Origin of the sequence: Hydrogenoanaerobacterium saccharovorans, from assembly GCF_016901815.1 — a bacterium.
Lineage (GTDB): Bacteria > Bacillota > Clostridia > Oscillospirales > Ruminococcaceae > Avimicrobium > Avimicrobium caecorum.
Genome location: NZ_JACSNR010000001.1, coordinates 150,950 through 177,807, shown reverse-complemented (window position 1 = coordinate 177,807; position 26,858 = coordinate 150,950). Strand labels below are relative to the sequence as shown.

Sequence of the window (26,858 nt, the reverse complement as noted above, 5' to 3'; positions counted from 1 at the left end):
TCCTCTTTTTTGCTGTATGGGAAAGGTCAGATTTCCTGATAGTAGGCCTTGATGATGCCGCCCAGTACATCATGGCTGAACTTGAAGCCATAGCGAGCGTAAAAGGTGGCGGCATTGTTGCCCTCTGATACATAGACAAACAGGTAGCGGGCGCCGGGGAGAGCGCGCAGCCACTCCATACCTTTGGCGGTCAGGGCCTCCCCCAGGCCAATTCCCCGGTATTCGGGCAGGATATAAAGATTTCCAAGATCGCCGACCCGTACTGGGCTCTTCAGCCAGTCTGGATAAAAACCAGCCCCCTCGCCCCATGGCGGGAGCTGACGCCGGCTTTCTTCAGTTACTTCCTCAGCGGCAGTGAAGATATACCCTACCGGTTTTTCTCCATCAAAAGCCACCAGCAGCTGCTTTTCATCTGCGCTATCAAAGCTGGGCTTGAGGCGGTTTTCATAGCGCATATTGCCCAGGGTCTCCTTGTGCAGCGGGTCTTTTGCCATGGCAGCCTGGTGTTGGTACAGGGCGTCAGCCAGCTCATGACAGATTTCACTGCCCTGGGAAGTACAGTCACGGATCATAAGATTTGTCAGCTTTTTCATAATAAATGCTCCTTTCCATTACTATCAATATTATAGTAACTTAGCATAGCATAGCTGACAAGATGTTTCCGGAAAAGTTGAGCAACTCAAAAATTTTTTAGTCGTTGAAATCACAGCCCAGACAGAGGGGCATTTCACCCCGGGAGAGCCCGGTGGGAATGGACCCATCTGCTCAATCCGCAATCTGACGCAGCAGCCGCACCGCTGCCAGACCATAGGGGTCAGTTCATATTCCACCCGCAGCGGGACTTCGTTGTATTGCTTCCGGTCCACCAGACCATCCCGGATCAGCTCTTTCAGGGCCCCTGATAAGGCGGTGTCGGTCACATTGGTCATCTCCTGCTTGAACTGTCCGTACCGGATGGGGCCGCGCTGGGCCAGGACACACAGAATCCGGCTCTTCCACTTTCCGCCCAGCATATCCAGTCCCTTTTCAATGGGGCACCGCAGCAGGGTCATATTCTTTTTCACATACATGGCATTCAGCCTCCATTCCTCTGGCAGTAGTATTATACCATGAAGCGACAGCGGAATGGTATAATTGACCATTGGGACGGGAGCAGGCAGAGCCTGCGGATCGTCCGGTTATAAAAATAAGTATAATAGCCGCCCTGCGGCTATTATACCATGAAGCGACAGCGGAATGGTATAATTGACCATTGGGACGGGAGCAGGCAGAGCCTGCGCATCGTCCGGCCAGAAAAATAAAACATAATAGCCGCCCTGCGGCTATTATACCATGAAGCAAGGAAGAATGGTAGGATTGACTGTCTGTTCCGTCTGCTGTGCGGGCGATGGGGAAGAGGGCAATAAGCTATTATGCCCCACAGGATTCCGGTGCGGGAAGGGGCGATTCAGGGATCTGCCGCTTTGCAGTGGTTTGAAAGATATGGTATAATAAACTTCATAGCCTTATCCAGGCTCTGCCGCATGCCGGCGGGCCGCAGATTCATAAGAAACGATTCCGGTCCGCCGGAGAGAAAGGAAGCAGATTCCATGTATCGGATCGCATATAAAAAAGATCTCAACGAGCAGGTGACCCTGATGAAGATCGAGGCCCCGCTCATTGCCAAGAAAGCCAGACCGGGACAGTTCATCATTTTCCGCATTGACGAGTATGGCGAGCGGGTGCCGCTCACCATTGCCGATACTGACCCCGAAGCCGGCACAGTCACCATCATCTTTCAGAAAGTGGGCCTTTCCACCAACCTGCTGGGCAGCATGAATGCCGGGGACAGCATCCTGGACTTTGTGGGTCCGCTGGGTGCCGCCACCGATCTGGACGGCATCAAGAAGGCCGCAGTCATCGGCGGCGGCGTGGGCTGTGCCATTGCCTATCCCACTGCCAAGGCGCTGTATCAGGCCGGGGCAGAAGTGGATATGATCGCCGGATTCCGCAGCGAGGATCTGGTTATCATCCGGGAGGAGATGGAGGCGGCTTCCAGCCGGTTCTTCCTCTGCACCGATGATGGCTCCGCTGGTCGGAAGGGCTTTGTCACCGATCAGCTCCGGGAGCTCCTGGAACAGGGCGAACAGTATGACGCCGTCTTTGCCATCGGCCCGGTGCCGATGATGAAGTTTGTCTCCCTCCTCACCAAGGAATGGGGCGTGCGCACCATTGTCAGCCTCAATCCCATTATGATCGATGGCACTGGTATGTGCGGCGGCTGTCGGGTCACAGTGGGCGGTCAGGTGAAGTTTGCCTGCGTGGATGGCCCCGATTTCGACGGGCATCAGGTGGATTTCGATGAGCTGATGAAGCGCAACGGCATCTATCGGGAGCAGGAACAGGAGGAGAACCGCTGTCTGGACTGCCGGATGCAGCGTCTGGCAGATGAGCTGATCCGCCGCTGACCGCAACAGGAGGGAAGAGAAGATGAAGAATATGTCGCAGTACAAGGTGGAAATGCCGGTACAGGACCCCCTTGTAAGAAATAAGAACTTTGAGGAAGTGGCACTGGGCTATACCCCGGAGATGGCAATGGAAGAAGCTGCCCGCTGCCTGGGCTGCAAACACCGTCCCTGTGTGGAGGGCTGTCCGGTATCGGTGCAGATCCCGGACTTCATCGCCCGGGTGGCAGAGGGGGACTTTGCCGGCGCCTATCGGGTGATCCGCCAGACCAACGCCCTGCCGGCTGTGTGCGGTCGTGTCTGCCCCCAGGAAAGCCAGTGCGAGAGCCGGTGTGTCCGGGGCATCAAGGGAGAACCGGTGGCAATCGGACGGCTGGAGCGGTTCGTGGCGGACTGGGCCCGGGAAAACCTCACCGGTGAGGAAGTGCCTCCGGTCTTCAACGGGCATCGTGTGGCGGTGATTGGCGCTGGTCCGGCGGGACTTACCTGTGCCGGAGAGCTTGCCAAGCTGGGCTATGGCGTCACCATCTTTGAGGCACTGCATACTCCCGGCGGCGTACTGAGCTATGGTATTCCGGAATTCCGTCTGCCCAAGTACATTGTCGCCAAGGAGGTGGAAGGCCTTCAGAAGCTGGGTGTGGAGATCCGCACCAATATGGTCATCGGTCGGGTGGAATCGGTGGATGAACTCATGGACGAGGGCTATGAGGCGGTGTTCATCGGCTCCGGCGCCGGTCTGCCCTCCTTTATGGGCATTGAGGGCGAGGCGCTCAGCGGAGTCTACTCCGCCAATGAGTACCTCACCCGGGTGAACCTGATGAAGGCGTACCGGGAGGGCTATGATACTCCCATCCGCCGCAGCCGCAGCACCATTGTAGTGGGCGGCGGCAATGTAGCCATGGACGCCGCCCGGTGTGCCAAGCGTCTGGGCGCCGAGGTGACCGTGGTCTACCGCCGGTCGGAGGAGGAGATGCCTGCCCGCCGGGAGGAGATCCACCACGCGAAGGAAGAGAAAGTACAGTTCCGGCTGCTCTGCAACCCGGTGCGCATTCTGGATGACGGCAATGGCAATGTGCGGGCTGTGGAGTGCATCGAGATGCAGCTGGGAGAGCCTGATGCCAGCGGACGCCGCCGTCCTGAGCCGGTAGCGGGCAGTGAGTTCCTCATTGAAGCGGATACTGTCATCATGGCGCTGGGAACTTCGCCCAATCCGCTGCTGCACCGCACCACTCCGGGCATTACTGTGAACCGCCGGGGCTGCATCATTGCCAATGAGGCCACCATGGCGACAGAGAAGGCCGGAGTCTATGCCGGCGGAGATGCAGTGACCGGTGCGGCCACTGTAATCCTTGCCATGGGGGCAGGCAAAACAGCGGCAGCTTCCATTCACGAGTACCTCTCGCAGAAGTAAAAATAAAAATGCGAATTTTTCCGGGAAATTGTAAATTGATGCTTGACATTTTGGAAATGTTCCGGTATAATTATGACTTGTCGGACAGAGGTTCGCTATGGAAAGATGGCTGAGCTGGTCTAAAGCGCACGATTGGAAATCGTGTGTGGACTTAAACTCCACCGGGGGTTCGAATCCCCCTCTTTCCGCCAGAAAAAGACACCCAATCGGGTGTCTTTTTTGTTTTATCCGGAACTGGTTACACAGAGGTGTTGACAGTTTCTTCATAAAAGTACAACAGAATGGTTTTGGATTTTTCGCAACATCCATACAAATTTCTGCTACACTGATAGAGAAATCGGAAATGGAAGGAGGGGTAATATGCCAGGACCAGGAAGACCGGGCGGTCCGATGAGAGGCCCAGGCAGAGGTCCGGGATTCGGGCCAGGCAGACCGGGGTTCGGACCGGGCCGTCCCATGGGAATGGGATTTCGCAGACCGCCTCCGCCTCCGCCGCGCAGAATGGTCGGGCCATATCGGGGCGGATGTCTGCCGGGGTGTCTGTTCTATGTTTTGGGGACAGCCGGAATCTTTGCCGCTCTGCTGGCAGTCCTGCTGTGACCGGGAAACCGGAGCAAGCCTCCCATAAATAGAAAAAACGCGGATGGATCAGACTGCCATCCGCGTTTTTTTGTTATGGTAGGGGAATCTGGATCAGTCCTTGACCGGTTCCAGCCATTCGTTGGAGGTGTTCACGCCGGGAACTTCCACTGCCAGGTGGGAGAACCAGCTGTCCGGCGCGGCGCCGTGCCAGTGCTTGACGCCGGTGGGAATATTGATGACATCTCCGGGCAGGATTTCCACCGGCTCCTTGCCCCACTCCTGATAGAAGCCGCGTCCGGCGACTCCGATGAGGATCTGACCGCCGCCCTGATCGGCATGATGGATATGCCAGTTGTTGCGGCAGCCGGGTTCAAAGGTGACATTGGCAATGCTCACCTGGCTGGAGGAAATGGGCGCCAGATAGCTCTGACCGCTGAAATACTGCGCATAGGCGTCATTGGGAGCGCCAATGGGGAAGATCATTTCCTTCTGATGGGCTTCCCGTCCGGTTTCAGCGGCGGGAGCATCGTCCTTCCAGACCTCCAGAGCCATGCGGAAAGCAGCCCAGGCCTTGGGCCAGCCGGCATAGAAGGCGGCATGGGTGAGGATCTCGGCGATCTCAGTGCGGGTGATGCCGTTCTTGCGGGCGGTTTCCAGATGGTAGCGGAAGGAGGAGTCCACCAGGCCCTGGGCCATCAGGGAGACCACCGTTACCAGCGAGCGGTCCCGCAGCGAGAGCAGGGATTCCCGGCTCCATACCTCACCGAACAGAATATCGTCATTGAGCCGGGCAAATTCCGGGGCAAAGGTGCCCAGTGTATCCCGACCAGCAGTTTGTTTTACAGCCATTGCGATCATCGCTTCCTTTCACACGCATGGGTTGGTTCGAAAAGACAGAGCATCTCAGTGCAAAACGGGTCACAGGCCCGATTTTTGTTCCAGCCAGTCAGACAGATAATCCAACCGGTCGATCCGCAGTTTATCCGCATGGAGATTTTCCAGCAGCTGCTGCCGGTGCGCCTGGAGGAACTGCCGCCAGGCAGCCGGATCGCCATTCTGCCAGTATCGCAGGAATTCCTCTGCGGCCTGATCGGTGCAGCCGGAATCGAGCAGGATCACCCGGATCTGCTGCAGGGGATCGGGACAGGATCTCATCTCAGATGCTCCTTTCAATGTGTTCGTCTTTATTATAAAAAAGAGGTTCATCTTTTACAAATACTTATATATTTGCGTAAATTATGCTTGACAGGCATAGAATAAAGCCGGTAAACTGAAACACAGAAGGAGGCGGCAGAAATGGAACTTCGTGTACTGGAATATTTTCTGGCGGTGGCGAGGGAACAGAGTATCTCCGGGGCGGCGGAATATCTGCATCTCACCCAGCCCACCCTGTCCCGGCAGCTCCGGGAGCTTGAGGAGGAGCTGGGCTGTACCCTGTTGGTGCGGGGAAAACGAGGGCAGCGCACTGCCCTGACCCCGGAGGGGCGGCTGTTCCGGCAGCGGGCCCAGGAGATCCTGGACCTGGCCTCCAAGGCGGAACAGGAGGTGCGGCAGTCGGGGAAGGGGATCACCGGTGATGTGATGATCGGCGCCGGCGAAACCGATTCCATGCGGGTGATCGCCCGGCTGACCGAGCGCATCCGCCGGGAGAACCCCGGAATCCGCATCCATGTGGTGAGCGGCGATACCCAGGATCTCACCGACCGGCTGGAACGGGGTCTGTTTGACTTTGCGCTGCTGTTCGGAGCCACTGATCCGAAGAAGTTCGTGCGGCTGCCGCTGCACCTGCGGGATCGCTGGGGTGTGCTGATGCGTAAGGACAGTCCTCTGTCCCAGCGGGAGACCATCTGTCCGGCGGATCTCTGGGACAAGCCCCTGATCCTCTCCCGGCAGATCGGCATCCAGGACGGGTTCCTGCGCTGGATTCAGCGCCCATTGGAAGAGCTGCAGGTGGCTGCCACCTACAATCTGGCGTTCAATGCCTCACTGATGGCGGAGGAGGGGCTGGGCTATGTGCTGGTGCTGGATAAGCTGATTCGCACCGATGGCGACAGTCCGCTCTGTTTCCGTCCGCTGGAGCCCGCTTTGGAGGCGGAATTTGCTCTGGTGTGGAAGCGCTATGCGGTCTTTTCCCGGGCGTCGGAGTATTTTCTGCGTCAGCTGCGGGAGGAACTGGGTCTGCCGCCTGACTGGTTCGAAGCATAATAAAAAGAAGCCTGCGCCGCAGGCTTCTTTGCTTTCATCATAGCACTTCCCGCCCCGAAAGGAAAGCACAGGCCGCACCGGCGGTTGAGCAGCCGGGAGAGGCATGCTATAATAGGTCACAAATGAGAACCGGACAGGGAGGGAACGAAGATGGAGTACCGCTTTGATGACAGAGCACTGCATGCGGAGGAATTTCTGAGGTTTGTGAATCATGTCTGGCCCGGGGACTATGACCCCGCCAGAACCGAAGAGGCGCTGGGGAGAACCATCCACCTCACCGCCCGGGACAATGGGACGCTGGTGGGGTGTCTGCGCATCCTGACTGATGGGTATTTCTTCGGGACCATCACCGAACTGCTGGTGCTTCCGGAATACCAGCGCCAGGGGATCGGCAGTGCGCTTTTGGCGCTGGCAAAACAGCATACCCCGACCCTGCTCTATTTTGGAGCCCAGCCCGAAGCAGAACGGTTCTATGAGCGGAACGGCTGCCGGAAGAGCCTGCAGTCCTACCAGATCGATCAGCCGGAAACCCGCTGACTTTCAGAACAGCTAAGCCGGGCGCTGCGATTACAGTGCCCGGCTTTTTGTGACCGGGGAAGGCCAGCGGTCCATTTCCGGGCAGCCAGCTGCCAGACCAGCGGTGCTTTTGGAATGATCCGGCTGGGCCTGGTAAAAATTTTTTCGGAAAGCTGTAACGAATCCGACTTCCGGGAGTCTTATCCGGGAAGGAGGGGACAGGAATGGGCGCCGAAAGGACAGAAAAACCGGCTTTCCGGATCAGGGGCATGGTCAGGGCGGCTGTCATGCTCGGGGCCGGACTGGCTGTGGGGGTCATCATCCGGTTTTTCGATCTTTATACCACCAATCTGGGGAATATGTTCTCCGAACTGTCGGTCTGGGTCTTTCTCGGTACAGTCATTGCGGTTCGCAGCCGGACACCGTTCCAGGCTGCTGGAACAGTATTTGGCTTCTGCTTCGGAATGCTTGCCGCCTATTACACCACTGCCCGGCTGACCCATAGCGTCTATTCCCCTGTTATGGCGCGGGGGTGGTGGATATTCAGCCTCCTGACACCGCTGCTCGGGTACTGTGCCTGGCATGCGGGAGGCAGGGGACGCACCGCAAGGCTCCTGGCCATCGGGATTATTGCGGTCACACCGGCGGCAGCGGTTCTGCTCTTTGACCGGCTGCGGGGCCGGGATCTGCTGCTGATGGCGCTTACCGGCGCAGTGCTGTACCGGGAGCAGAGGCGCAGAATCAGAGGGAAAGCGAGGTGCTGGCGTGGAGGAGTTTGAAAAGATATATTCAGAATACTATGATTCTGTATACCGGTACCTGCTCGCTCTCTGCAGGGACGAAGCCTGGGCAGAGGAGATCACCCAGGAGGCATTCTTCAAGGCGCTGAAGAATATCGGCTCCTTCCGGGGGGAGTGCAAGCTGAGTGTATGGCTCTGCCAGATTGCCAAAAACTGCTTCTACACCGCAGGCAGGCGCCGGAACCGGCAGGCAGATGCTCCGCTGGAAATGATCCCGGACCCGGGGGACATGGAACAGAAGCTCCTGGACCGGGAAACGGCAATGGAACTGCACCGGCTATTGCACCAGCTGGACGAGCCCTATAAGGAGGTTTTCTGGATGCGCACATTCGGGGAGCTCTCCTTTGCGGAGATCGGGCGCTTCTGGGGAAAATCCGACAGCTGGGCGCGTGTGACCTACCATCGGGCCAAGCTGAAGATCAGGGAGGGAATGCAATGAAATATCCATGTGATTTAATCCGGGACTTGCTGCCGCTGTATCAGGACGGGGTCTGCAGTGAGGAGAGCAGGGCTGCTGTTGAGGAGCACCTGCGGGAGTGTCCCTCCTGCCGGGCATACCAGACGGCGCTGTGTGAGGCGGACGGGCTGTTCCCTGTGCCCGGTGAGGAGCCGGAACAGACAGCGGATCAGGAGTTCAGGAAGGCGGCTTCGCTTCGTGCCGTCCGGAAAACGCTGCTTCAAAGGCAGGTGCTGGCTGCGGTGCTGGCATTGGCGGTGCTGGCTGTTCTGGTGCTTTCCGCCATCGGATTCCTCAGGAGCGCCGAGCAGGTGATCCCCTATGAGGACAATATTTCTGTATCCATGGTGGACGGAAATCTGATGGGACGATTGCAGGGCAACGAGGCCACGCATCTGACTATCAAACGGGTGGAATCCGAAGAGGGGGAAACCTATCTGTTCTTCTGCCTGTCCGGCAACCGGTGGGACGACCTTGTGACAAGCGATGAGGTCTACTCGGAATACATGCTGTGCGCCGCTGAGAAGGACGCAGCAGGGATCGATGGTGTATACTACTACACCGGAGACTATACCGGAATCGAAACATTGGGGAGCGGGGAACTGGAACAGCTTATCGGCAGTTCCACACTGCTCTGGAACCCGTAACAGTGCCAGCTGAAAAAAGACCGACACACTATACCGGTGTGCCGGTCTTTTTTTGTAACAAAATCTCTGCTGCCCGGTCATAGGGAAAACAGAAAAGGAGTGATTTTTCCATGCTGCGGAAAGTAAAGCGGAGATGCCGCCCCACCACCCTGATGCTGATCCTGGGCTTTGCCATCTCCATGACAGCGGTACTGATCGGCATCAGCGTCATCCATGGTCTTCTGGAGTCCCTGTCGTCAGCCGGTCAGGAGGCCCCGATCCTGCAGACCATACAGAACAGCGGGCTTTCCCTGGCGCTCAGGATCTACCTGTTTTCCATGGTGAACTGTATGACAGCGGCGAATTTCTGGGTAATCACCCGGCGTCGGGATCTGGCGGTGTGCAAGGCATTCGGCTGGTCCGGTGCCCGGATCATCGGCGCTGTGGTCGGCGACCTGGCGGGAATCCTGTTGATCAGCCTGGGGCTGGGGCTTCTGCTCACCGCGGGGCTTTCCCGTCTCACCAGCGGGGTGCTGTCCATTCACATTACCCCCTTTTTCCTGGGAAGCACCCTGCTGCTCCTGCTCTTTACCCTGGCGGTCTCCGCGGCAGTCCCGGTTGTCCGTATTCTGGGAATCCATCCGGCGGAGGTGATCGGCTGAATGAATATTCTCCGGCTTGCCCTCACCGGGCTTTTCAGGAAGAGGTTTTACTCGCTGCTGCTCTTGGCTGTGTGTTTTTCCGCCATGCAGACCGTCCTGTCCGGCATCACAGGGGCAGCGGGATTCTTCTATCAGCAGAAGATTTTTGAAGCCAGCGTGAGCGTGGAACTGGACCGGGTATTGCATCTGGATTATCAGTATACCGAGGAGTCCCCGGAATTTGCCGGGGTGATCCGGCAGTACCTTGACTATATCGGGACACGCCCCGGCGTGGCGGCAGTGGGGCAGTTTGACGCCGAAGGGGTGTATTTTTCTGAGCTGAAAGACCTGGAGGCCTACAAATCGGTGAACGGGGCGCTGCTCAAAGGGCAGAAATATGAGGACTATCCCGGTATTTCCCGGCTGCTTCACGCGGACGCGGCAATGCTGCCATTTGTCGAGGGTGGGGTCACCGGGTACGCTGACCCGGGGAACGGTTCCCTGCCGCTCTATGTGAGTGAGGTGTTCCGGGAGATTCTTCCCATCGGACAGACTCTGACTGAGGAACGCACCGGGGAGCGGTATGAGGTCATGGGCTATATCCCAAAAGGGGCGGTCTGGGTGGAGGAAGACGACCTGATCCGTTTCCCGGTGGTTTCGCTGGATGGCTGGTTCCTGGCGCCCTTTTCGGGACAGAGCCGCAGTGACATCATGACCCAGCTCTCCTGCCTCCACAATACCTATGCCTTTCTGGCAGACGGGGCGGACACCGGTCTGATCCGGGAACAGATTGCCGCCTATCCCCGACAGCATGGCTTTGCGGCCTCTGCCCGGCTGCTGTCCGAGGAATACGGGGATTATCAGGCGGAAACCGGGGCTTTCACCACCCGCCAGGTACTGCTTGCTGGCTTCATTACGGTGATGGCGGGCAGCTCGGTGACAGCGGTGTTTGCCGTGAGCGCCCTGCTCAAAAGGCAGCAGTATGGCATCTGGATGGCCTGCGGATTTTCCCGCTCAGCGGTCGCCGCGGAGATTCTTCTGGAGCTGTTCATGGTGCTTCTGGGGGCAGGACTGCTTGCCTGGGGAGTCCAGTGGCTCGGTCTGATGCGCAGCACCGACCTGTTCCGGGGTGTGCTTCTGGGGGCCCATACCGGCTGCACGCTGCCGGCCTGTATTCTGCTGGCGGTGCTCATAACAGGAATGGGAGCCCTGATCCCGCTGAACAGGCTGTTCCGCACCAGTCCCGGGGAACTGATCAAAGGAGGTACAGATACCAGTGATTGAACTGAAAGGAATTGTCAGGGAATACCGCAATGGCGATGTTGTGACGCCGGCGCTGACCGGAATCGACCTATGCATCGGGAAAGGAGAGTTTGCGGCGGTGATGGGCGCTTCCGGTTCCGGCAAGACGACGCTGCTGCACATCATAGGCTGCATGGACGCCCCCACCAGCGGAATCTACCGGCTGGACGGGGAGCATCTGGAGCGGGCGTCAGAGAAGCGTCTCTCAGCAATCCGGGGACAGAAGATCTCCTTTGTCTTTCAGCATTTTGCGCTGCTGGAGGACTGCACCGCTGCCGAGAATGTGGCGCTGCCTCTGCTCCGGCAGCGGATGTCAGGGGCAGAACGCAGGGCGAAGGTTCTTGCGGCGCTGGAACAGGTGGGCATTGCAGGCCTGGCTCGCCGGAAGCCGTCCCAGCTCTCTGGCGGACAGAAGCAGCGCACCGCCATTGCCCGGGCGATAGTGTGCGGGGCGGATATTCTGCTGGCAGATGAGCCCACCGGCGCGCTGGACAGCCGGACCGGGGCGGAGATTATGGGTGTATTCCAGGAGCTGAACCGCATGGGGAAAACCATTGTAATCATCACCCATGACAGACAGGTGGCATCCTGTGCGAACCGGCTGATTGAAATGCAGGACGGGAGGATTATTCATGATGAAGCGATCTGAAAAAGCCATAGCCGGGCTGATTTCCCTGGGGCTGGTGCTGGGGCTTTCCGCATGTGGCAGAGCTCCGGAGGAGGCAGAGGAATTTGTTTCCCGACAGGCGTTTGAGTATCATTTTTATCCGGAGGAATATGAGGAGAAGTACAGCAGCGTCGGCAGGACGCTTCCGCTGGAGGGGGAGACTGACTACCAGTTCCGGATTGAGGCAGAGTGCGCAAGCGGCACTATGGAGATCCGGGTCACCTGCGGCACAGAGGAACAGATCTATGCGGTCAGCCCTTCTGAACCCTGCCGGGAAACGGTCTCTGTCGAGTCGGGAGCTGCCGAAGAGGCACAGTTTGATATTGAAATCCAGCCCGATACCGAAGGCGGGGTCAGGGTGGAAGTGCTGACCTGTCCCTGATGGAGGTGGCCCGGGACACCGGAGCGCTGGGGGCTGCAATAAAAAAAGCCCGGACAGTACCCGGGCTTTTTATATGGAACAGAGATGTTCCTGTATGGCACCCCCGACGAGAATCGAACTCATAACTAACCCTTAGGAGGGGTTTGTTATATCCATTTAACTACGGGGGCAGAATATAATATAGTGTACCGCAATTATGGCAAAAATGCAAGAGAGAAGCCGCAAACAGAAAGGCAGAGCAGGAAGGCTGGCCCGAAGTTGTACAATATTGCCAATGTGGTCCGCAGCGGTCAAAAAAATCTGATCAATCTGGAAATATCCTCGGAAAGTAACATATTCTTCTTTTAATATAGATGAAATAGTGATATATTAATGATAGATTGGCGCGAATAGCAGGGAATCGCCCTGCCCAAAAACAGTGCCGGAAAGATGGTGTGAATCCATTGCGCAAGGAGAAGTCCTGCGGCGCCCTGGTGTATCGGACAAAAAACGGCGAAGTGGAACTGCTGCTGCTCAAACATCGGTTTGGCGGGCATTGGTCATTTCCGAAAGGACATGTAGAAGAGGGAGAAACCGAGGTGGAAACCGCTTTGCGGGAAGTCCACGAGGAAACCGGATTGACCATTCAGCTGGAAGAGGGATTCCGTCAGAGCGTGGAATACTATCCCAGACCGAATATCCGCAAACAAGTGGTGTATTTTCTTGGATATGCCGATGATGACCGCACCCGGCGTCAGGAAGAAGAAATCAGTGAGATCCGATGGGTGCCGCTGAAAAGCGCACATCGGGAAGTTATCTTCCGGAATGATAAAAATCTGATCAATCATGCGAAAAAGTTTCTGCGGCGTAAGTTCTTCCGGCGCAATGAGCGGAAGAATCCGGCTCCCGCACAGACCGATTCGCGGACGATAGGAGAGTAAAAAGCTGTGAATCCTGAAATTATTATAAAAGGCAGTCGGGGAGAGAACCGTAAAAAACGCTCCTTCTTTTCCCAGCCGCTGCGTGTAATCTGTTTGAGTTTTGCCCTGGTGATCCTGGTGGGCACCATTCTTCTCTGCTTGCCCATCTCCTCCAAGTCCCGGGAGGTTACACCATTGGTGAACAGCTTGTTTACTGCTACTTCCGCTACCTGTGTAACCGGACTCATCACCTATGATACCTTTACGCACTGGAGCCGGTTTGGGCAGATCGTCATTATCCTGCTGATCCAGGTGGGCGGTCTGGGCCTGGTGACCTTCTCCACCTTCTTTACTGTCATCGCCGGCAAAAAGCTTGGCCTGCGGGAAATGCAGCTGGCACAGGAATCCATCAACTTCGGCTCCATGGCAAACATCAACAAGATGCTCATGGGCATTGTCGGAACAGTGCTGGCCTGTGAAGGCATCGGCGCTCTGCTCATGTCCACCGCCTTTATCCCCAGATACGGTGTCGGGGAGGGCATCTACATCTCCTGCTTCCTGGCAGTGTCCGCCTTCTGCAACGCCGGCTTCGATGTACTGGGCCGGGAGAGCGAATACATCTCCCTGTGCAACTACAACGGCGTCCCCATTGTGATGTATACCATCATGGCGCTCATCGTCGTGGGCGGTCTGGGATTTGTGGTGTGGAAGGACATCGCTTCGTACAAAAGCTCCAAAAAGCTGACCCTGCAGTCCCGGGTGGTACTGTCCATGACCGCTCTGCTGATCCTGTCCGGCGCCCTGTTCTTCTGGGCCTATGAGTGGAACAACACCATGTCTGGCCTGAGCTTCGGTGAGAAGATCACCGCTGGTTTCTTCCAGTCGGTAACCTGCCGTACAGCCGGCTTCAACTCCATTGACCAGGCTACCCTCAATCCCATCAGCAAGGGCATTTCCACTATGCTGATGTTCATCGGTGCGGCGCCTGGCTCCACCGGCGGCGGTGTGAAGATCACCACCTTCTCGGTTCTGATCATGACGGTGGCTTCGGTGCTCCGGGGCCGGGAGGAAGTTGTAATGTGGAACCGCCGGGTGGACAAGAGTGTTGTCTACAAGGCTGTGACCATTGTGGTCTGTGCCGCGGCTCTGGTTTTGGTGGCAAGCTTTATCATCTCCTTCCTGCTGCCCCAGTGCGCGTTCCTGGACATCATCTTTGAATGCACCTCCGCCTTCGCAACCGTTGGCCTCTCCTCGGGCGTGACCGGTGAGGCCGATACCATCAGCAAGCTGATCCTGACGCTGCTGATGTATCTGGGACGGGTAGGCCCGGTTTCCTTTGCGCTGTCCCTGGTAGCGGGAAGCAGCAGCCGCAAGGAGATCATGCCGGAAGGCAAGATCGTGGTGGGCTGAGTTCCCCAAAAGAATATGTTATAAAAAGAACTGTCCGATCCTGCGACCGGACAGTTCTTTTTTTGTGCAGTGCTAAGGCTTCATGATATAGGCCATATCACTGACAATGCCTTCCACATTCTTCATGGCACGGTTGGCGGCTTTCTTCATCTTGCGGCGCTGACGGGCTGTGGTCATGTTGGTTGCGGCATACATGGCAGTGCCGGCAGCCAGCCCCACAGCCAGTCCGGTCATAACGCCGGTGGCGGAACGGTTCATGCTTTTCACCTCGTTTTCCTGTGCCGCGGCAGATGACGGCACAACCATAGCATGGCTCTTTTTCATCAAAACTTGCATGGTTCCCTGCCAGATCGCCGCAGGAAAGTTTCTGATGTTTTTCCGGAAATTTCTTTCTACATATTGCACTTATTCTGTGATTATAGTATACTTTCATTTAGTTAATATTACCTTAATATTTCTGGACTTTCAAAAATGCGGATTTTTATATGTAATTATACACAAATACAGGATTTTTGATTTACTTATAATTGTGTTTATTGCATAAACCGATCTGAACGGATTCCTGCATTGGGAAACTTTGTCACCCGGGAAAAAGCCGCCTATAATGGAAGTACAGAGTGAACGGAGGAAAATGTATGAACAGACCCTTGCGTGTCGCAGCCATTCAGGATATGTCCGGATTTGGCCGCTGTTCTCTGACCGTGATTTTGCCGGTGCTGTCGGTGATGGGAGTACAGGTCAGCCCGATTCCAACGGCAATCCTGTCCACTCACACAGGCGGATTCGGCGATGTGGTAATGCGGGATCTCACCGATTATCTCGCCCCCTGCCTGGAGCATTACAAGAGTCAGGGAATCGAATTTGAATGCGTATACAGCGGATTCCTGGCATCGGAAAATCAGGTGGATCACTGCCTGGAGTTCTTCCGGAGCTATCCTGAGGCATTCAAAGTTGTCGATCCTGTCATGGGCGACCATGGCAAGCCCTACAAGACCTATACCAAGGCCATGCAGAAGCGGATGGCAGAACTGGTGCGTGTGGCAGATCTGATTACGCCCAATGTCACCGAAGCCTGCATCCTGCTCGGGGAGGAGTACGATCACAATCCCATCACCCGGCAGCAGGCCAAGAGTATGCTGGTCCGGCTCTCTGAAATGGGGCCGAGGTATGTGGTGATCACCGGCATGCAGCTGGCATCCGGCACCATGACCAATGTGGGCTATGACCGGGAACGCAACGCGTTCTGGATGGTACCCTGTGAGTATGTACCGGTAAGCTATCCCGGAACCGGCGATATGTATGCCAGCGTACTCATTGGCGGATTCCTGTCCGGCGACAGCCTTCCCATCGCCATGGACCGTGCAACCCGGTTCACCGAGCTTGCAATCCAGACCACCTTCAGCTATGGCACCGATACCCGGTGCGGCGTACAGCTGGAGCGTGTCCTGGGCTGGCTCACACAGCAGACTGTACTCAAAGGATATCAGATCCTCTGAAAATAATTGTTTGAAGGTGTGGTAATTATGGCAGCAAAGAAATCGAAGCTCAGCGTTTATACCCTGTCCGCCATCGGCGTTATGACAGCGGTATCCTTTATCAGCAACTTTATCTCCATCCCCATCGGCACCCTGACCCGGATTCACATGGGCAATGTGTTCTGTTCCCTGTCCGGTATCCTGCTCGGGCCGGTCTATGGCGGTGTGGCCGGCGGCCTTGGCGCGTTCTTCTATGACTTCACCAACCCGCTCTATGTTGCGGAAGCTCCCATTACGCTGTTCAATAAGTTCTTCATCGGCTTCTTTGCCGGCCTGATCTCGCACAAGGGCGGTCACTATGGAGAAAAGGCTTCGCTGAACTTTGTAGGCGCACTGGTGGGCAACCTGGCTTACACCCTGCTGTTCTACGGCAAGAACTTCATCAGCGAATACTTCCTGCTCCGCCTGGAGATGAACACCATTATCGCCAATATGCTGGTTCGCCTGAGCGCATCGGCCCTGCAGATCCCGCTGACCCTGATTGTCACCATGATCCTGGCGCCCTTCTTCCTCAAGGCAATCCAGAAGGCAGGCATTCACAGAAAACTGTTCCCGGAGCATACAGAGGGCCATTCCGCTGCATAAGGCTCCTTTGGGACTGAATGAAATCGAGGCGTTGGAATAATGACTGAAGAAGAAAAGATCTTTGCGGGAAAGATGTTTGACCCCCGCAGTGAAGAACTGCGGCAGATCAAGCACAAGGCCCATGAGGCCTGCCGCCGCTACAATACACTGGACGAATATGACCCGGAACGCCAGGAACTGATGCGCAGTATCCTGGGCAGCACAGGCAAAACCTTCTACTTCCAGGGGCCTGTCCAGATCAACTATGGCAGCCATACCTTTATCGGCGAGAACTTCTTTGCCAACTTCGGGCTCACCATCATGGATGACGCCCGGGTCTATATCGGCAACAATGTCTGCTTCGGGCCCAATGTATCGCTGATGGCAACCACCCATCCGCTCATTGCACAGGAGCGCATGGGCATGGATGCCGAAGGCCGTACCACCATGGCAGAATATGCGGATGAGATCCACATCGGAAACAATGTCTGGATCGCCTGCAACGCAGTGGTGCTGGGCGGCGTGCATATCGGCAACAATGTCGTGATCGGCGCCGGCAGCGTTGTCACCAAGGATATTCCCGATGGCTATCTGGCCTTCGGCAATCCCTGCAAGCCGGTGCGTCCCATTACCGAGGCGGATTCCAAGAAGGATCTGATTCTCCCTGAGGACCGCAAGCACTTTGAATACAACCTCATGTAACCCCATACCGACCTATTGTAAAAAGGAGCCTGCAGAAATGCAGGCTCCTTTTTGGCGTTATTGATACCGGGCGACGGCTTCGGAGATGGACTCCAGAAATGCCTCCTCGCCGAAGGTGTTGAGCTTGAGGAACATGGCCTGGCTGCCGCCGGAGGCAATGGCGGAAAGGCGCACGCCATGGGCCGTTTCCAAGAGCAGGACACTCAGGCTCACCCGGTTGCCGCCCAGGGCGCTGTACCGCTCATAGACCCGCAGTACGCACCGGCCCGAGCTGCTCTGGAAGTGGCTTTCGTCCTCCAGCGAGGCGGTGAAGCTGCCCTCCAGCACAGCGGTGTCAATGGCGTTCAGTATGGCGGAAAAGTTCCCGTGCAGGGTTGCTTCCAGTTTTGCCATGGTCTTTCCTCCTGAGTCAGACTATAAAAAGAGGAGAGGGAAAGTCCCCCCTTTTTGCGGATCAGTAATCGAAGTGCTCTCCCACCAGACGGCAGGCCTGCATGACCGCAGCCGTACTGAGGACTACTACCGCCGATACCGAAACCACGGCGAGCAGCAGGAGCTTGGATTTATTGTGAGTAAGCCAGCATTTCATGACAGAATCCTCCTTGGTTGTGGAATGGAAAACAGGCTCCGGAATAGTCTCACCGGTGCCGGGAGTGTTGGTACACCGGGGCATTTTGACGCTTTGGTGTGCTGATAGCTTCATTGTAGCACAGTACTCCGGGAAAACTCAACAGCATTTTGTAAACAAATTATCTCCATTTCCCACAGCCAGCATACAGCCCCGGGCAAATTGCTGCAATCGCAGCAGAGCCCTGTTGAGCCGGCGGTTGGCAGTGGAACGGTCAATGCCCAGCAGACGGGAGGCTTCCGCCGCCGGAATCCCCCTGCGGTAGCGCAGCTCGATGATCTGCTGTTCGGTGGGGGTGAGCTGGGTTTCGATCCCGGCTTCAATCACCCGGCGGTAAAAGGAAAGGCTGTCCTGGTTGTCCCCGAAGCCCTCCTCCCGGAACAGCCCGGTCAGACAGCGGTCCATATCCGCATAGAGCAGATTGCGGCGGTTATAGGTGGGATAGGGTTGACGCAAACGGCATTTCCTCCTTATGAATGGCGCAGCAGGTAGAGTCCCACTGCCCGGGTTTCGTAGTATTCCTGGCGGAGCAGATCGATCCGGCGCAGCGCATGGAGATATTCTTTTCCGTACAACTGATCCAGGCTGCCCCGGAGCTGCCGGATGCGCTGATCCAGAAGTTCCGCAGAATGAAGGTATTCTTCGGCAAGCTGTTGCATACAGGTTCCTCCTCAAAAAGAACAAATGTTCGTAATTTTGCACTGAAAAAAGCGGAGTGTTCTCCGCAGATTTTTTCTTCCGGGCCAGCCAGCCTGAGTGGTGTGCCGACGATACCCTACATGTTCTATTGTACTGTGGGAATTAGACTTTGTCAATAGAACATAATCTAATTTAGCCATACAGAACCCGGTCGAAAAAGTTTGGTAACCAAAAAAACATGGAAAACCGGGTCGGACTGTGTTACAATGGCTGATAGAAATTTCTACTGCGGGAGGAAGCCTCGAATGGGGAATGAACGACGCCGGAAAAAGAAAAAACGCCTGAACTGGCCGGCAGTTCTGGCCTTGATGATTCTGCTGGGCGGAGGCGGCCTGGCAGCGGTCTGGCAGCTGAAGCCGGAACTGCTGGAGGTGTTCAGCGCTGTGGGACAGAGCAACGCCCAGGAGCCGGGTTCCGCCGATGAGAACCCGGCGCCGGAGGAGGGCAGCGATGCCGCGCCCCAGAATCAGTACCCGGTGATCACCCTGGGGGCTGATACCGTCTGGGTGCAGGCGGGCAGTGACTTTGATCCCACCGCCAACCTGACTGTGGTCGATCCGGAGGATGGGGAGCTGAGCTATATGCAGGATTCCATCACACCGGTGCCGGGCACCTATACCATCATTTCCACAGTGGACCTCACCACACCGGGCGCCTATGTGGTGACCGTTTCGGCAAAGGATCTCTCCGGCGCCATGTCCGAGACCGGCTATTCGGTGCGGGTGCTGGCAGAGGGCGAACAGCCCGGCAGTGCTGACGCCACCTATATTGACGGAATTCTGCTGGTGAGCCGGGATTATCCGCTGCCCCGGAACCAGGGCGGTTCCAATGCCGAGGCCAATGCGGCACTGCAGCGGCTTCAGGCGGCTGCGGCGGCAGAGGGACATGACCTGCCGCTGCTGTCGGGGTACCGTTCCTTTGATGAGCAGGTGGTGCTTTTCAACCGCTATGTGCGCAAGGACGGCCTGGAGCTGGCGATCCGGTACTCGGCGCCTCCCGGACAGTCGGAGCACCAGACCGGACTGTGCTTTGATGTAGCCAGTCTGTACCGCACCTTTGCCACCACTGAGGCGGGCATCTGGCTGAATGAACACTGTGCGGAATACGGGTTCATTATCCGGTATCCGGAAAACAGCGAGGACATCACCGGCTATATGTATGAGCCCTGGCATATCCGGTATGTAGGGGAGGAAACAGCTCAGGCCATCATGTCCCAGGGGATCACGCTGGAGGAATACCTGGGCGTTGCCTGAGCCTTCGACGCATATTGACAGGGACAATCGTCTATACTCAAACAGTATCAAGGAAAGGAAAGGTGAGATCCATGCTGAACCGGGGTCTGGTGCTGGGCGGGGGAGGTTCCCGCGGCGCCTATGAGATCGGAGTCTGGCGGGCGGCCAGGGAACTGAAGATCGACTTTGATGTGGTAACCGGCACTTCCATCGGCGCGCTCAACGGAGCGCTGGTGGTGCAGGGGGACTACGACTTCGCAGTGGACATGTGGGAAAATATGAACTATGAAGCGGTGATGACCAATGTCAAGGCAGAGGATTTCACCACGCTGGACGGCACCCGGAAGGCGTTCCGGACTGCCCTGCGGGAGATCGTAGCGGATGGCGGCATGGAGATCGGCCCATTGGAGGAGCTGGTGCGCAGCCGTCTGGACGAGGAGAAGATCCGTCAGTCGCCCAAGGAATTCGGTATTGTCACGGTGGAGATCCCCAGCCTGAAGGCCTCTGAAATGGCCAAGGAAGATATTCCCCAGGGGCAGATGGCGGATTACCTGCTGGCATCGGCGGCCTGTTATCCCGCCTTCAAGCGCCGCACCATCGACAACAAGAGCTATGTGGACGGCGGCTACCGGGACAATCTGCCCATCGACCTTGCCATCGAGCTGGGCGCCAATGAGATCTGGGCCGTGGACCTGCAGGCACTGGGCCATGTGCCCCAGAAGCTGATGTATGATATTCCGGTGCGGTATATCCGCAGTTACTGGGATCTGGGTATGTTCATCACCTTTGATCCGGCACGCATCCGCCGCAATATGGAGCTGGGGTACCTGGATACCATGAAGACCCTGGGTCTGCTGGACGGCTTTGCCTACTCCTTCCGGGAGGGGCAGATGGCCCGGATCTGTGACCGGTTCCTGGAGGGCTCGGAACGGGCTATGAAGGCTCTCACCACAGCGGAAAACCCGCTGACTGCGCCGGCGGCGGCAGCTCTGGAACTGCGGCTGTCCGGGGCGCTCAAATGGGGTGCCCGGCGGCGCAATTCGGTGAAGGTCAACCTGATGCGTCAGGCGGAGCTGGCAGCTGAGCTGCTGGATCTCGACCCGGCCTGCATCTATACAGCCGAGCGGTTCAATGAGGAGCTGATCCGCCGGTTCTCGGAGGAGGACAGCCACCAGCCTGGGGAGATGGAACAGGCGCTGCGCCGGGTGCATGAGAACCCGTCCACCGCTTCGGAGATCTTCGGACGCTTCAAGTCGATGACTGGACGGGAGCGGCTGCACATCGTCACCCACCTGGTCTATGGAGCGCTGTCGGGCAGTGTACCCATGCCGGCAGCCCAGCTGGCAGGCGCTGCCTTCCCCCGGGAGATGTCGGCGGCGATCTATCTGTGGCTGCTGGGCTGCAGCACCGACACCGGAGAGGAGCCGCTGCTCCGTCCGGCCCAGGCATAGGAGGAAACCGGACCCATGAAACGGACCCTGATTCTGTACGCATCGACCCATCACGGCAATACCCGCCGGCTGGCAGAGGCCATGGCGGAGGCGGCAGGGGCAGAGCTCTGTGACCTGCTCCATGACCCATTGCCCGACCTGTCCGGCTATGACCTGATCGGGATGGCATCGGGGATCTATTACGGAAAACTGCACCCCCGGATTCCGGAACTGCTCCGGCAGCTGGAACCCCGCCCCGGACAGAGGGTGTTCCTGGCCTATACCTGCGGCATCCGGTACCGTGCCTATGAGAAGCCGGTTCTGGAACTGCTGCGGCAGAAGGGGATCGACTGTGCGGGCTGTTATGCCTGCCGGGGCTATGATACCTTCGGCCCGTTCGGGAAAATCGGCGGCATTGCCAGGGGCCGTCCCAGCGCGGAGGAACTGCGCCGGGGCGGGGAGTTCCTGCTCGGCCTCATCGGCGCCGGAGCCCGTGCATAAAAAGAAACAGGACGGCTGATGCAGCCGTCCTGTTTTGGCGTTCTGAGGGATCAGAAGTAGTCGGAGAAGTAGGGCTTTTCGATGGGGATCAACCGCTCCAGATAGGGGATCAGGTGATAGTCCACCTGGATGCGCTCGTTTTCGTAGAGATAGCTCGGGCGTTTGTAGCCCATCAGCATGGCGGTGAGGGTCTGGATATCCATCTCCACCATGGCGGCGTCCTCTTCGCAGTCGGCACAGGGCTCACAGGTCACTTCACCGTCCTTGACGCAGAGCAGGAAGTCCCCGTCATTCCACTCCGCCATGCGGTCGTGGATGCGCAGATGCAGCCGCAGATCCTCCCGGAAGTTCTCAAAGGGATAGCGGGAGAGGAATTCCCGCACATCAATGATCCGGCCCATCACATTGGGTTCGATGGTCTCCCGGATCTCGCTGTCCTCCAGCAGGAAGGCCAGCGGTTCGCCGGTGTAGTTGTAGCCCCGTACATCGGTGATCATCGAGAAGTGCGCCGAGATGTAGTTCCAAAGGCCGTGCCGGGCCTCCTGGTTGAGGTAGACCAGCTCCTTGATGTTGAAATGTTCGTTTTCAATGCTGTATGCCACATAGCCCAGCGGGCGGTGCTTTTCGTTGTAGTAGATGGCAGCGGTCATGTCCTCGGTTTCCCAGCGCCAGTATTCGTCCCAGGCCAGGTCGTCCCGGATCAGCGCCCCATGGTGCTGCAGCGCGAAGTACTCATAGACATTCTTGAGGTCCTCGCTCTCCAGCGGAACCCGTTCCACCATGCCCGGCACCGGTTTGCGCCGGGGCAGCTGGGTATCCTTGATGTGGAAGCTCAGCTTATCCGACACCACTTCCCAGCCCATCTTCCGGTAAAAGGGAATGGAATAGGGGCAGAGAATGGAGATATACTGCCGTTTTTCCCGCATGTGGCGCAGACATTCGCTCATCAGCGAGTGGATCAGGCCGCGTCCGGCATATTCCGGATAGGTGGCTACACCGGTGATACCGCCCATCTCGAACCGTTCGCCTTCGATGTTCATCTCCATGGGGTAGATCACAATCTGGGAGGCCAGGTTTTCCCCATGGAACCATCCCAGCACAAAGGCGTTTTTCAGCATGGGTGCCTTGGAATATTTCATTTCATCTTCCTGCCAGCCGGTTTTGAGCATTTCATCCGAAGTCACCTGGAAGGCATATTTGAGCAGGGAATTGAACTGCTCCAGATCCCGGTCGCCCAGTTCCCGCATGGTAAACAGATCGCGGTTCTCCATATTGTCCCTCATTTCCCGCAGCCGGCAGAATCAGTCCGGCCTTGCTTTGACTTCATTATAGTATAGCGCGGCAGGGAAAATCAAGGCGAACCCTGCGGGAAAATCGGCAGGGATCGGCTGGAAAATGCCCTGGATGCGGTCTGACACCCGGGAAACGCCTGTTCCCGGCATGACTCCGGGGAAAAATATATCCGGACATGGAAAAAGTGGGGAAAATTCACTATACAAGCGTCAAATCTATGGTATACTGAACTTGTGATACCAAATTGACAAGGGGGAAAACCGTATGCAGGAATCCATCCGCCATGCGGAACAGTTGCTGGAAAAAGCAGAAGTAGTCACACTGGCAGTCAACGGAGAGGACGGCTGTCCCCGGGCCTATGTGATGACCAAACTGCCCGGAGAGAGCATCCGGGTCTTTCCGTTCCTGGCCAAGGAGGGTTCGGAAAAGGTCCGGGCTCTGGAGAAGGACCCCCGGGCCTGTGTCAGTTATTTCGCGCCGGGCGGCAGTGTAAGCCTCACCGGTACAGTACAGCTGATCCGGGAGAGCGGTGCCCTGAGGGAGCTCTGGGTTCCGGAACTGGACCGGATCTTCCCGATGGGACTGGAGAGCGGAGAACTGGTGCTGATCCGGTTTGAATCCCGGGCAGCCACCTTCTGTTTTATGGGGAAAGTGGAGGAGCAGCCGCTGTAAAAAGACAGCATCAGCCCTCCGGAAATCGAGGATACTATGGACAGAAAATCAAAAGACGGCATGCCGCGCTATCAGCAGATCGCGCTGGATATTGCCACACAGATCGTCAAACAGCAGTATAAGGTCGGGGACCGCATCTACGCGCGTTCCTCGCTGGCAAGCAAGTACCATGTTTCGCCTGAAACCGCCCGCCGGGCCATCTGTCTTCTGGCGGATATGGACATCGTGGAGGCGGAAAAGGGCAGCGGCGTGGTGATCCTCTCGGTGGACAATGCTGCCCGGTACCTGCAGCAGCTCACCGGCGTGGAGACCATGACCAGCCTGCGCCAGAGCATCCGGCAGGACCTGGACAACCAGCTTCTGCTGGCCCAGCAGCTGCGGGAAAAGATGTCCGATCTTATGGACCGGGCAGAGCGCTTCCAGCATCTCAACCCGTTCAATCCCTTTGAGATCACCGTGGAGGTGGGCTCCATCTGCGAGGGCAAGACCCTGGCGGATGTGAACTTCTGGCAGAATACCATGGCGACGGTCATCGCCATTTCCCACAACGGGGAGCTGCTGATCTCGCCCGGGCCGCACAACCGGATGCAGGCCGGGGACATTGTCTACTTTGTGGGCGATGAGAATGCCCCCAGCCGGGTGGACCGGTTCCTGCGGGGCGGAAGATAGCGGGGCGGTCCCCCTTGCGGGAGGGCCGGGATTTGGGTTATAATATAATAACTGCGGTGCAGCTGTTATATCTTATAGCCGGACGATCCGCAGGCGCTGCCCGGGGGAGTGTCCGGATGGTCGATTATATCCTTTAGACGGCTCTGCTCTCGGGCAGGGCCGGGATTTTCCCGGGCGTTTTTTGAGCCGGGAACAGTGCGACAGAGCGGAGGAAACAACTATGGATGTCCGGGTCGGCGATATACTCACAATGAAAAAACCGCACCCCTGCGGTGCGAAGGAATTTCTGGTGCTGCGTTCGGGAATGGATTTCCGCATCCGCTGCACCGGCTGCGGACACGAGGTCATGGTGCCCCGGGTCAAGGCAGAAAAGAACATCCGGCAGATCACCCGGGAAGGCGTGATTGTCTATCCGCCGGAAAAGAATCCCGCTGGAAAACCGGCGGCAGACAAAGGAGAACAGTAAATTATGTTTGAAAAGCTCTCATCTGTGGAAGAGCGTTATGAGGACATCAGCACACGGCTGAGTGATCCGGCGGTCATCAGTGACAATGAGAAGTACCGTTCGCTGATGAAGGAATACAAGAACCTGACCCCCATTGTGGAGAAGTACCGGGAGTACCGCAAGGCCTGCGCCTCCCATGAGGAGGCAGCCGAGCTGCTGGAGGAGGGCGGTCTGGACCGGGATTTCCGGGAGATCGTCGAGGAGCAGTACCGGGAGAGCCAGGAGGAGATGGACCGCACCGGTGAGGAGCTGAAGATCCTCCTGCTGCCCAAGGACCCCAACGATGACAAGAACGTCATCATGGAGATCCGGGGCGGCGCCGGCGGCGAGGAGGCAGCGCTGTTTGCCCATTCGCTCATGCGTATGTATACCATGTATGCCGAGCGCAACCGCTGGAAGGTGGAGGTGCTCAACCTCAACGATACCGAGCTGGGCGGCGTCAAGGAAGCCAGCTTCTCCATCACCGGAGAGGGTGCCTATTCCCGCCTGAAGTTCGAAAGCGGCGTGCACCGGGTGCAGCGTGTGCCCGAAACCGAAACCCAGGGCCGAATCCACACCTCCACTGTTACAGTGGCAGTGCTGCCCGAGGCAGAGGAAGTGGAAGTGGAGATCAATCCCGGCGACCTGCAGGTGGATGTGTTCCGTGCCAGCGGCGCCGGCGGACAGCATGTCAACAAGACCGAGTCGGCGATCCGTATGACCCACCTGCCCACCGGCATCGTGGTGGAATGCCAGGACGAGCGCAGCCAGTTCAAGAACAGGGAAAAGGCGCTGAAGATCCTGCGCAGCCGCATTTATGAGAAGAAGCAGCGGGAAGCGGACGAGAAGATGGCAGCCCAGCGCAAGCTGCAGGTTGGCACCGGCGACCGTTCCGAGCGCATCCGCACCTATAACTATCCCCAGAGCCGGGTGAGTGATCACCGCATCGGCCTGACCCTTTATAAGCTGGACGCCATTCTGGACGGCGATCTGGACGAACTCATCGACGCCCTGCTCACCGCCTCGCAGACCGAAAAGCTCCAGCAGCAGGAGGAATTTTAATCGTGGAAACGATGGTATATAAAACCGATACCGAACCGGAGCTCCGCCAGGCAGTCAAAGCGGCGGGGGAACTGCTCCGGGAGGGAAAACTGGTGGCGATCCCCACCGAAACAGTCTATGGCCTGGCAGCCAATGCCCTGGACCCCCAGGCGGTGAACGCCATTTTCAAGGCCAAGGGCCGTCCCAATGACAACCCCCTCATCGTGCATATCGCCGATCTGTCGGCACTGCCCGATGTGGTTTCGGTGGTGCCGGAAAAGGCCCGGGTGCTCATGGAACGCTTCTGGCCCGGCCCGCTGACCATCGTTCTGCCCCGGAATCCCCAGATTCCCAATGAAACCACTGCCGGTCTGGATACGGTGGCAGTGCGTATGCCGTCCCATCCGGTGGCCCAGGCCATCATCCGGGAGAGCGGACTGCCCATTGCGGCGCCCTCTGCCAATCTGTCCGGCCTGCCCAGCCCCACCACAGCGGAACACTGTGTCCGGGATCTCACCGGCAAGGTGTCGGCTATTGTGGACGGCGGCCCCTGCAACTTCGGCGTGGAATCCACCGTCATCACCCTGGCCGGGGACCATCCCCGGCTGCTGCGTCCCGGCGCCGTGACCCTGGAACAGCTGGAAGCCGCCATTGGCGCGGTGGAAGTGGACCATGCTGTCACCGGTCAGCTGGAGGAGGGACAGGTGGCAGCCTCCCCGGGCATGAAATACAAGCACTATTCCCCCAGGGCACTGGTCTATCTGGTGCGGGGCAGTGCCGAGAGCTTCCGGAAGTATGTCAATGCCCTTCCGGGAGAGAATATCTATGCCATGGTCTTTGCCGGGGAAGGCGAGGGACTGCGCAAGCCGTTCCGGGAGTATGGCGCGGAAACCGACCATCTCATGCAGGCCCGGGAGCTGTTCTGGCTGCTCCGGGAGTTTGATGACCTGGGCGCGCAGGCCATCTATGTCCGCTGTCCGTCCACCGATGGTGTGGGACTGGCAGTCTACAACCGCCTGATCCGGGCGGCCGCTTTCAAGTTTATCGATCTGGACTGACCCTTGGG

The 26,858-nt window shown here is 57.5% G+C and carries 34 protein-coding genes and 2 tRNA genes; 25 read left to right on the top strand and 11 right to left on the bottom strand.

Annotated features, from left to right (window positions below; translation table 11 throughout):
• Positions 1–26: 26 nt before the first annotated feature.
• Both H9X81_RS00900 and H9X81_RS00895 read right to left on the bottom strand, forming a co-directional pair.
• Positions 27–593 (bottom strand): GNAT family N-acetyltransferase, encoded by a 567-nt coding sequence (locus tag H9X81_RS00900; protein WP_204719249.1) that lies wholly within the window; start codon positions 591–593, stop codon positions 27–29.
• 30 nt (positions 594–623) lie between these two features.
• A complete protein-coding gene (locus H9X81_RS00895) occupies positions 624–1,070 on the bottom strand; it encodes a winged helix-turn-helix transcriptional regulator (protein WP_204719248.1) in 447 nt (148 codons plus the stop codon).
• A gap of 519 nt (positions 1,071–1,589) precedes the next feature.
• Here H9X81_RS00895 and H9X81_RS00890 point away from each other — a divergent pair.
• From H9X81_RS00890 to H9X81_RS00880, 3 genes are all read left to right on the top strand, one after another.
• Entirely contained in the window at positions 1,590–2,447 is an 858-nt protein-coding gene (locus H9X81_RS00890; RefSeq protein WP_177502990.1) for a sulfide/dihydroorotate dehydrogenase-like FAD/NAD-binding protein, read from the top strand.
• A 22-nt stretch (positions 2,448–2,469) separates the two neighbouring features.
• On the top strand, positions 2,470–3,855 hold the full coding sequence (gene gltA, locus H9X81_RS00885; RefSeq protein ID WP_204719247.1) for an NADPH-dependent glutamate synthase: 1,386 nt from the start codon (positions 2,470–2,472) through the stop codon (positions 3,853–3,855).
• A 99-nt stretch (positions 3,856–3,954) separates the two neighbouring features.
• Positions 3,955–4,046, top strand: a tRNA-Ser gene (locus tag H9X81_RS00880).
• A 502-nt stretch (positions 4,047–4,548) separates the two neighbouring features.
• Here the strand turns inward: H9X81_RS00880 and H9X81_RS00875 are convergent.
• Positions 4,549–5,286 (bottom strand): carboxymuconolactone decarboxylase family protein, encoded by a 738-nt coding sequence (locus tag H9X81_RS00875; RefSeq protein ID WP_204719246.1) that lies wholly within the window; start codon positions 5,284–5,286, stop codon positions 4,549–4,551.
• 69 nt (positions 5,287–5,355) lie between these two features.
• The gene (locus H9X81_RS00870; RefSeq protein ID WP_204719245.1) at positions 5,356–5,592 is read right to left on the bottom strand and encodes a hypothetical protein; all 237 of its coding nucleotides are present in this window, start codon (positions 5,590–5,592) and stop codon (positions 5,356–5,358) included.
• Between the two features lie 141 nt (positions 5,593–5,733).
• On the opposite strand from H9X81_RS00870, the gene H9X81_RS00865 reads away from it, so the two are divergent.
• The 9 genes from H9X81_RS00865 (at position 5,734) to H9X81_RS00825 (ending at position 12,033) form a co-directional block, all read left to right on the top strand.
• Entirely contained in the window at positions 5,734–6,642 is a 909-nt protein-coding gene (locus tag H9X81_RS00865; protein WP_191391752.1) for a LysR family transcriptional regulator, read from the top strand.
• 150 nt (positions 6,643–6,792) lie between these two features.
• Positions 6,793–7,179 carry a GNAT family N-acetyltransferase gene (locus H9X81_RS00860; protein WP_204719244.1) on the top strand — a complete coding sequence of 129 codons (387 nt, stop codon included), beginning with the start codon at positions 6,793–6,795 and terminating at the stop codon, positions 7,177–7,179.
• Positions 7,180–7,427: 248 nt separating this feature from the next.
• Positions 7,428–7,937: a hypothetical protein gene (locus tag H9X81_RS00855; protein ID WP_204719243.1), complete on the top strand. Its 510-nt coding sequence runs from the start codon at positions 7,428–7,430 to the stop codon at positions 7,935–7,937.
• A complete protein-coding gene (locus H9X81_RS00850; RefSeq protein WP_204719242.1) occupies positions 7,924–8,397 on the top strand; it encodes a sigma-70 family RNA polymerase sigma factor in 474 nt (157 codons plus the stop codon). Before H9X81_RS00855 ends, H9X81_RS00850 begins: the two co-directional genes overlap by 14 nt.
• On the top strand, positions 8,394–9,062 hold the full coding sequence (locus H9X81_RS00845) for a zf-HC2 domain-containing protein (protein WP_204719241.1): 669 nt from the start codon (positions 8,394–8,396) through the stop codon (positions 9,060–9,062). Before H9X81_RS00850 ends, H9X81_RS00845 begins: the two co-directional genes overlap by 4 nt.
• Before the next feature lie 110 nt (positions 9,063–9,172).
• Positions 9,173–9,703 carry an FtsX-like permease family protein gene (locus H9X81_RS00840; RefSeq protein WP_204719240.1) on the top strand — a complete coding sequence of 177 codons (531 nt, stop codon included), beginning with the start codon at positions 9,173–9,175 and terminating at the stop codon, positions 9,701–9,703.
• Positions 9,704–10,966 carry an ABC transporter permease gene (locus tag H9X81_RS00835; protein ID WP_204719239.1) on the top strand — a complete coding sequence of 421 codons (1,263 nt, stop codon included), beginning with the start codon at positions 9,704–9,706 and terminating at the stop codon, positions 10,964–10,966.
• Positions 10,959–11,633 carry an ATP-binding cassette domain-containing protein gene (locus tag H9X81_RS00830; protein WP_204719238.1) on the top strand — a complete coding sequence of 225 codons (675 nt, stop codon included), beginning with the start codon at positions 10,959–10,961 and terminating at the stop codon, positions 11,631–11,633. Before H9X81_RS00835 ends, H9X81_RS00830 begins: the two co-directional genes overlap by 8 nt.
• Positions 11,617–12,033, top strand: a complete 417-nt coding sequence (locus H9X81_RS00825; protein WP_204719237.1) for a hypothetical protein — start codon at positions 11,617–11,619, stop codon at positions 12,031–12,033. The genes H9X81_RS00830 and H9X81_RS00825 overlap by 17 nt, the downstream gene beginning before the upstream one ends.
• 95 nt (positions 12,034–12,128) lie before the next feature.
• On the opposite strand, the gene H9X81_RS00820 is transcribed toward H9X81_RS00825, so the two are convergent.
• Positions 12,129–12,203: transfer RNA gene (locus H9X81_RS00820), tRNA-Arg, on the bottom strand.
• 264 nt (positions 12,204–12,467) lie between these two features.
• On the opposite strand from H9X81_RS00820, the gene H9X81_RS00815 reads away from it, so the two are divergent.
• Positions 12,468–12,953: a bis(5'-nucleosyl)-tetraphosphatase gene (locus H9X81_RS00815; RefSeq protein ID WP_345941510.1), complete on the top strand. Its 486-nt coding sequence runs from the start codon at positions 12,468–12,470 to the stop codon at positions 12,951–12,953.
• Between the two features lie 6 nt (positions 12,954–12,959).
• Positions 12,960–14,342, top strand: a complete 1,383-nt coding sequence (locus tag H9X81_RS00810) for a potassium transporter TrkG (RefSeq protein WP_191391742.1) — start codon at positions 12,960–12,962, stop codon at positions 14,340–14,342.
• Between the two features lie 72 nt (positions 14,343–14,414).
• Here H9X81_RS00810 and H9X81_RS00805 read toward each other — a convergent pair whose 3' ends face one another.
• Complete coding sequence (locus H9X81_RS00805) at positions 14,415–14,666, bottom strand: hypothetical protein (protein ID WP_224762400.1); 252 nt, start codon at positions 14,664–14,666, stop codon at positions 14,415–14,417.
• A gap of 311 nt (positions 14,667–14,977) precedes the next feature.
• Here H9X81_RS00805 and H9X81_RS00800 point away from each other — a divergent pair, with 311 nt between their 5' ends.
• The 3 genes from H9X81_RS00800 to H9X81_RS00790 are packed head-to-tail and all read left to right on the top strand — an operon-like array spanning position 14,978 to position 17,143.
• Positions 14,978–15,838 carry a pyridoxamine kinase gene (locus H9X81_RS00800; protein ID WP_177503647.1) on the top strand — a complete coding sequence of 287 codons (861 nt, stop codon included), beginning with the start codon at positions 14,978–14,980 and terminating at the stop codon, positions 15,836–15,838.
• A gap of 27 nt (positions 15,839–15,865) precedes the next feature.
• A complete protein-coding gene (locus H9X81_RS00795; protein ID WP_204719236.1) occupies positions 15,866–16,462 on the top strand; it encodes an ECF transporter S component in 597 nt (198 codons plus the stop codon).
• A gap of 39 nt (positions 16,463–16,501) precedes the next feature.
• The gene (locus tag H9X81_RS00790; RefSeq protein ID WP_177503651.1) at positions 16,502–17,143 is read left to right on the top strand and encodes a sugar O-acetyltransferase; all 642 of its coding nucleotides are present in this window, start codon (positions 16,502–16,504) and stop codon (positions 17,141–17,143) included.
• A 57-nt stretch (positions 17,144–17,200) separates the two neighbouring features.
• Here the strand turns inward: H9X81_RS00790 and H9X81_RS00785 are convergent, their stop codons facing one another.
• From H9X81_RS00785 to H9X81_RS00775, 4 genes are all read right to left on the bottom strand, one after another.
• Positions 17,201–17,536 (bottom strand): DUF6054 family protein, encoded by a 336-nt coding sequence (locus H9X81_RS00785; RefSeq protein WP_204719235.1) that lies wholly within the window; start codon positions 17,534–17,536, stop codon positions 17,201–17,203.
• Positions 17,537–17,597: 61 nt separating this feature from the next.
• Positions 17,598–17,732, bottom strand: coding sequence for a hypothetical protein (locus H9X81_RS11930; protein ID WP_275951239.1), 135 nt, complete (start codon positions 17,730–17,732; stop codon positions 17,598–17,600).
• A gap of 138 nt (positions 17,733–17,870) precedes the next feature.
• Complete coding sequence (locus tag H9X81_RS00780) at positions 17,871–18,227, bottom strand: sigma factor-like helix-turn-helix DNA-binding protein (RefSeq protein ID WP_177503655.1); 357 nt, start codon at positions 18,225–18,227, stop codon at positions 17,871–17,873.
• 14 nt (positions 18,228–18,241) lie between these two features.
• Positions 18,242–18,430: a hypothetical protein gene (locus H9X81_RS00775; RefSeq protein ID WP_177503657.1), complete on the bottom strand. Its 189-nt coding sequence runs from the start codon at positions 18,428–18,430 to the stop codon at positions 18,242–18,244.
• A gap of 285 nt (positions 18,431–18,715) precedes the next feature.
• Here H9X81_RS00775 and H9X81_RS00770 point away from each other — a divergent pair, with 285 nt between their 5' ends.
• The 3 genes from H9X81_RS00770 (at position 18,716) to H9X81_RS00760 (ending at position 21,633) form a co-directional block, all read left to right on the top strand.
• A complete protein-coding gene (locus H9X81_RS00770; protein ID WP_204719234.1) occupies positions 18,716–19,723 on the top strand; it encodes a M15 family metallopeptidase in 1,008 nt (335 codons plus the stop codon).
• A gap of 71 nt (positions 19,724–19,794) precedes the next feature.
• Positions 19,795–21,153 (top strand): patatin-like phospholipase family protein, encoded by a 1,359-nt coding sequence (locus H9X81_RS00765; RefSeq protein ID WP_243423902.1) that lies wholly within the window; start codon positions 19,795–19,797, stop codon positions 21,151–21,153.
• A gap of 15 nt (positions 21,154–21,168) precedes the next feature.
• Positions 21,169–21,633: a flavodoxin domain-containing protein gene (locus tag H9X81_RS00760; protein WP_204719233.1), complete on the top strand. Its 465-nt coding sequence runs from the start codon at positions 21,169–21,171 to the stop codon at positions 21,631–21,633.
• 50 nt (positions 21,634–21,683) lie between these two features.
• Here the strand turns inward: H9X81_RS00760 and H9X81_RS00755 are convergent, their stop codons facing one another.
• The gene (locus H9X81_RS00755) at positions 21,684–22,904 is read right to left on the bottom strand and encodes a GNAT family N-acetyltransferase (protein ID WP_191391735.1); all 1,221 of its coding nucleotides are present in this window, start codon (positions 22,902–22,904) and stop codon (positions 21,684–21,686) included.
• A gap of 286 nt (positions 22,905–23,190) precedes the next feature.
• On the opposite strand from H9X81_RS00755, the gene H9X81_RS00750 reads away from it, so the two are divergent.
• The 5 genes from H9X81_RS00750 (at position 23,191) to H9X81_RS00730 (ending at position 26,850) form a co-directional block, all read left to right on the top strand.
• A complete protein-coding gene (locus H9X81_RS00750; RefSeq protein WP_204719231.1) occupies positions 23,191–23,598 on the top strand; it encodes a pyridoxamine 5'-phosphate oxidase family protein in 408 nt (135 codons plus the stop codon).
• A gap of 60 nt (positions 23,599–23,658) precedes the next feature.
• Complete coding sequence (locus tag H9X81_RS00745) at positions 23,659–24,267, top strand: TrkA C-terminal domain-containing protein (RefSeq protein ID WP_243423877.1); 609 nt, start codon at positions 23,659–23,661, stop codon at positions 24,265–24,267.
• A 220-nt stretch (positions 24,268–24,487) separates the two neighbouring features.
• Positions 24,488–24,733, top strand: a complete 246-nt coding sequence (locus tag H9X81_RS00740) for a DUF951 domain-containing protein (protein ID WP_177503671.1) — start codon at positions 24,488–24,490, stop codon at positions 24,731–24,733.
• Between the two features lie 3 nt (positions 24,734–24,736).
• Positions 24,737–25,813 carry a peptide chain release factor 1 gene (prfA, locus tag H9X81_RS00735; RefSeq protein ID WP_204719230.1) on the top strand — a complete coding sequence of 359 codons (1,077 nt, stop codon included), beginning with the start codon at positions 24,737–24,739 and terminating at the stop codon, positions 25,811–25,813.
• Positions 25,814–25,824: 11 nt separating this feature from the next.
• Positions 25,825–26,850: an L-threonylcarbamoyladenylate synthase gene (locus H9X81_RS00730; protein ID WP_177502180.1), complete on the top strand. Its 1,026-nt coding sequence runs from the start codon at positions 25,825–25,827 to the stop codon at positions 26,848–26,850.
• Positions 26,851–26,858: the final 8 nt, after the last annotated feature.